The organism is Bradyrhizobium sp. (genome assembly GCF_019242285.1).
GTDB lineage: Bacteria > Pseudomonadota > Alphaproteobacteria > Rhizobiales > Xanthobacteraceae > Bradyrhizobium.
Window position 1 is genome coordinate 1 of record NZ_JAFAVV010000837.1, and the last position, 4,535, is coordinate 4,535.

Sequence of the window (4,535 nt, forward strand, 5' to 3'; positions counted from 1 at the left end):
ATGCGCCTTCACGCCGATCGGACCCATGCCCGGTCCGCCGCCGCCATGCGGAATGCAGAAGGTCTTGTGCAGGTTGAGATGGCTGACGTCGGCGCCGTAGTTGCCGGGCCGTGCCAGCCCGACCCGCGCGTTCAGGTTGGCGCCGTCGAGATAGACCTGTCCGCCATGGCCGTGCACGATGTCGCAGATGTCCCTGATGTGCTCCTCGAACACACCATGGGTCGAGGGATAGGTGATCATGATGGCGGCGAGAGTTTTTGCGTGCTTCTCCGCCTTCGCCCGGAGCTCGTCGACATCGACGTCACCGCGGCTGTCGCAGGCGACCACCACCACCTCCATCCCGGCCAGGTGCGCCGAGGCCGGATTGGTGCCATGGGCAGAGGAGGGGATCAGGCACACCTTGCGATGGCTCTCACCGCGCGCGGCGTGATAGGCGCGGATCGCGAGCAGTCCGGCATATTCGCCTTGCGCGCCGGAGTTCGGTTGCAGCGAAATTGCATCATAGCCGGTGAGCTGGCACAGCCACTGCTCCAGCCGTGCAAACAGCGCGGCATAGCCCTTTGCCTGCTCGCGCGGTGCGAACGGATGCAGATGGCCGAATTCCGGCCAGGTCAGCGGAATCATCTCGGTGGTCGCGTTGAGCTTCATGGTGCAGGAGCCGAGCGGGATCATCGCGCGGTCGAGCGCGAGGTCGCGGTCGGCGAGCTTGCGCATGTAGCGCAACAGCTCGGTCTCGGAGCGATGCGCATGGAACACAGGATGGGTCAGGAAGCGTGTCGCGCGCTTCAGCTCGGCCGGCAGCGCCTCGCGCGCGTCCGCCTCGACGTCGGCGTAGGCGAGCGTGCCGCCGAACGAGCGCCAGACCGCCTCGACGGTTTCCACCGTCGTCGTCTCGTCCAGCGCAATGCCGAGCCGGCCACCGTCGCCGAGGCGAAGATTGATCCTCTCGGCCAGCGCCCGTGCCACGATTTCGTCGCGCCCTGCGCCGACGTCCACCGTGACCGTATCGAAGAACGCATCGCTCGCCAGCACAAAGCCGAGCTTACGCAGGCCGGCCGCCAGCACCGCGGTGCGGCGGTGCACGCCGCGCGCAATGGCCGTCAATCCCTCCGGTCCGTGATAGACCGCGTACATCGAGGCGATCACGGCGAGCAGCACCTGCGCGGTGCAGATGTTGGAGGTCGCCTTCTCGCGGCGGATGTGCTGCTCGCGGGTCTGCAGCGCCAGCCGATAGGCCGGCGCGCCGCGCGAATCGACGCTGAGGCCCACAATGCGGCCCGGCAGCGACCGCTTCAGCGCGTCGCGCGCCGCCATATAGGCCGCATGCGGGCCGCCATAGCCCATCGGCACGCCAAAACGCTGCGTCGAGCCGATCGCGATGTCGGCGCCGAGCTCGCCGGGCGAGGCGAGCAGGGTCAGCGCCAGCAGGTCGGCGGCGACGATCGCGAGCGCGCCCTCGTCGTGCAGTGTCGCGATGGCCGGCCTGAGATCGCGCACCGTGCCCGACGTGTCCGGATATTGCAGAAGGCCGCCGAACACCTCGGCGCCTGCGAGATCGCGCGCGGGATCGCCGACGATCAGGGTGAGGCCGAGCGGCTCGGCGCGGGTGCGCAGCACTGCGAGCATCTGCGGATGCACCTGCGCATCGACGAAGAAGCATTTGCTCTTCGCGCTGCCGGCGCGCTCGGCGAGCGTCATCGCCTCGGCCGCGGCGGTCGCCTCGTCGAGCAGCGAGGCATTGGCGACATCGAGCCCGGTGAGATCGGAGATCATGGTCTGGAAGTTGAACAGCGCCTCCAGCCGGCCCTGGCTGATCTCCGGCTGATAGGGCGTGTAGGCCGTGTACCAGGCCGGATTCTCCAGGATGTTGCGCTGGATCACCGCGGGCAGGATGATGCCGGAATAGCCTTGGCCGATCAGCGAGGTGAAGGTTTCGTTCTGCGCTGCCAGCTCGCGCATATGCGCGAGCGTCTCGGTTTCCGTCAGCGCGGGGCCGAGATCGAGCGGCGCCGCTTGCCGGATCGACGACGGCAAGGTCTCGTCCATCAGCGCGCCGAGGCTTTGTGCGCCCACCGCCTGAAGCATCGCGGCGACGTCCCGCGCCGAGGGGCCGATGTGGCGGCGGACGAAGGAGGTCGCGGCCTGATCGGCCAGTTTGCGTTCCACGCTCATGCTTTCCTCCTCGCTCATCACGCCGTATGCGCCTGGTAGGCGGCCTCATCCATCAGCCCGCCGAGTTCGCTCTTGTCAGCGATCTTCAGCTTGAAGAACCAGGCCTTGCCGGCAGCATCCGAATTGACCAGCGCAGGCTCGGATGCGAGCGCCTCGTTCACCTCCAGCACCTCGCCGGAAATCGGCGCGTAGACGTCGGAGGCGGCCTTCACCGATTCGACGACGGCGGCGGCTTCCGCCTTCTTCAGGCTGCGGCCGACCTTGGGCAGATCGACGAACACGACGTCACCGAGCTGCGATTGCGCATAGTCGGTGATGCCGACGGTGGCGACGTCGCCGTCGATCTTGAGCCACTCGTGGTCGGACGTGAACAGCGTGGTCATGCGGTGTCCTTCAGCGCTTGTAGGTGTTGGGAACGAACGGAGTTGCGGCGACTTTGAGCGGCAGGCGCTGGCCGCGCACCTCGGCGAAAACCTGTGTGCCAGTGCCGGAGCGCGCGGTGGGCAGATAGCCCATCGCGACCGGCGCGTTCAGCGTCGGCCCGAAGCCGCCCGAAGTGACCTTGCCGATCGGCTCGGCCGAGGCGGCGTCGGCGTACAGGCTGGCGCCCTCGCGCACCGGCGCGCGGCCCTCCGCCAGCAATCCGACGCGGCGGCGCGCGGCGCCGCCCGCAAACTGTGCAAGAATCTTCTCTGCGCCCGGAAATCCGCCGGCCCGCGCGCCGCCGGCGCGGCGGCTCTTCTGGACCGACCATTCCAGCGCGGCCTCGACCGGGGTCGTCGTGGTGTCGATGTCATGGCCGTAGAGACAGAGCCCGGCCTCCAGCCGCAGGCTGTCGCGCGCGCCGAGCCCGATCGGAAGCACCCCGCCATCCTCGAGCAGCCATTTCGCCAGTTGCTCGGCCTGGTCCGAGGCCACGGAAATCTCGAAACCATCCTCGCCGGTATAACCCGAGCGGGAGACGAAGCAGTCGAATCCTGCGACTTGGCGCGGCCCGGCGTCCATGAACCTCATCACCGCCGCCTCGGCGCAGAACTTCGCCAGGATCCGCTCGGCCGCAGGCCCTTGCAGGGCCAACAGAGCGCGATCGGCCAGCGGCTCGATTACGCAGGTCTCGGCGAGGTGCCTTCGCAGATGCGCCTCGTCGGCCTCCTTGCAGGCGGCGTTCACGACCAGGAACAGGTGGCTGCCGAAATTTGCTACCATCAGGTCGTCGAGGATGCCGCCGGCCTCGCTGGTGAACTGCGCGTAGCGCTGCCGCCCGGCTGCGAGCCCCAGGATGTCCTGCGGCACCAGCCGCTCCAGCGCGCGGGCGGCGTCCGCGACGCTGCCGGATTTCGCCCGCAGCGCGAGCTGTCCCATGTGGGACACGTCGAACAGGCCGGCCGCTTTTCGGGTATGCAGGTGCTCCCTGAGCACGCCGGTTGCGTATTGGACCGGCATCTCGTAGCTGGCGAACGGCACCATTCTGGCGCCGAGCGACAAATGCAGGGCGTGAAGCGGCGTGCGCTTGAGCGGGGTCGCGTCGGATGCGAGCATCGACAGGGTCTCCTGGTTCCAGGGACCATTCCCTGAAAACCTCTTGGAGCCCCATCTGTCGCTTTGCCTGAGAGTATTATCCCGTCGGCGGACGCCTGAGGACGAAAGCCCCCAACCGTCTCTTTCCAGATGCTGTCCTCGCCACGACGGTCCTTTTGCCTGAGAGTTTCCGGGGCGGTTGCTCCTTCGGCGCCGGCCTCCGTCTTATGATCAAGACAGGGCCAGTCTCTCCCGACGTGGCGGTCTTCAAACAGGTGGGGAAGAAACACGAGCCCGGCAAGCCTGTCAACGCGCCTCCCGTACCTATCAACGAGCTTTATGCGGCTGCGGCAAGTCCATGATCCATCTGCACAGTTTCTGGACACCGTTAACGCGCTTGGTTAAAAGCGACGCGCTGGCGATTTCGGCCGAAATCGGCTCTTCCCCGCCAAATTTCCGATTGGATGAACATGTCCGGCGTCAACGAGATCAGGTCCACCTTTCTGAATTTCTTTCGCGACAACGGCCACGAGATCGTGCCGTCCTCGCCGCTCGTGCCGCGCAACGACCCGACCCTGATGTTCACCAATGCCGGCATGGTGCAGTTCAAGAACGTCTTCACCGGCGTCGAGAAGCGGCCTTACCAGCGCGCCACCACCTCGCAGAAATGCGTGCGCGCCGGCGGCAAGCACAACGATCTCGACAATGTCGGCTACACCGCCCGCCATCACACCTTCTTCGAGATGCTCGGCAACTTCTCGTTCGGCGACTACTTCAAGGATCGCGCGATCGAGCTCGCCTGGAAGCTGGTGACCAAGGAGTTCGGCCTGCCGCAGGAGAAGCTC

At 66.7% G+C, this 4,535-nt stretch carries 4 protein-coding genes and 1 riboswitch; of the genes, 1 reads left to right on the top strand and 3 read right to left on the bottom strand.

What is annotated here, in order from left to right; genetic code table 11:
- The 3 genes from gcvP to gcvT form a co-directional block, all read right to left on the bottom strand.
- Positions 1-2,172 (bottom strand): aminomethyl-transferring glycine dehydrogenase (gene gcvP, locus JOY90_RS34340; RefSeq protein ID WP_291695529.1); only part of this gene is annotated, 2,172 nt, incomplete at its 3' end.
- 17 nt (positions 2,173-2,189) lie between these two features.
- Positions 2,190-2,555 carry a glycine cleavage system protein GcvH gene (gcvH, locus tag JOY90_RS34345; RefSeq protein WP_291695530.1) on the bottom strand — a complete coding sequence of 122 codons (366 nt, stop codon included), beginning with the start codon at positions 2,553-2,555 and terminating at the stop codon, positions 2,190-2,192.
- Between the two features lie 10 nt (positions 2,556-2,565).
- Complete coding sequence (gcvT, locus tag JOY90_RS34350; protein WP_291695531.1) at positions 2,566-3,711, bottom strand: glycine cleavage system aminomethyltransferase GcvT; 1,146 nt, start codon at positions 3,709-3,711, stop codon at positions 2,566-2,568.
- Between the two features lie 137 nt (positions 3,712-3,848).
- Positions 3,849-3,955, bottom strand: a riboswitch (glycine riboswitch).
- Between the two features lie 205 nt (positions 3,956-4,160).
- Here gcvT and JOY90_RS34355 point away from each other — a divergent pair.
- On the top strand, positions 4,161-4,535 hold a 375-nt coding region (locus tag JOY90_RS34355; RefSeq protein ID WP_291695532.1), incomplete at its 3' end, for an alanine--tRNA ligase-related protein.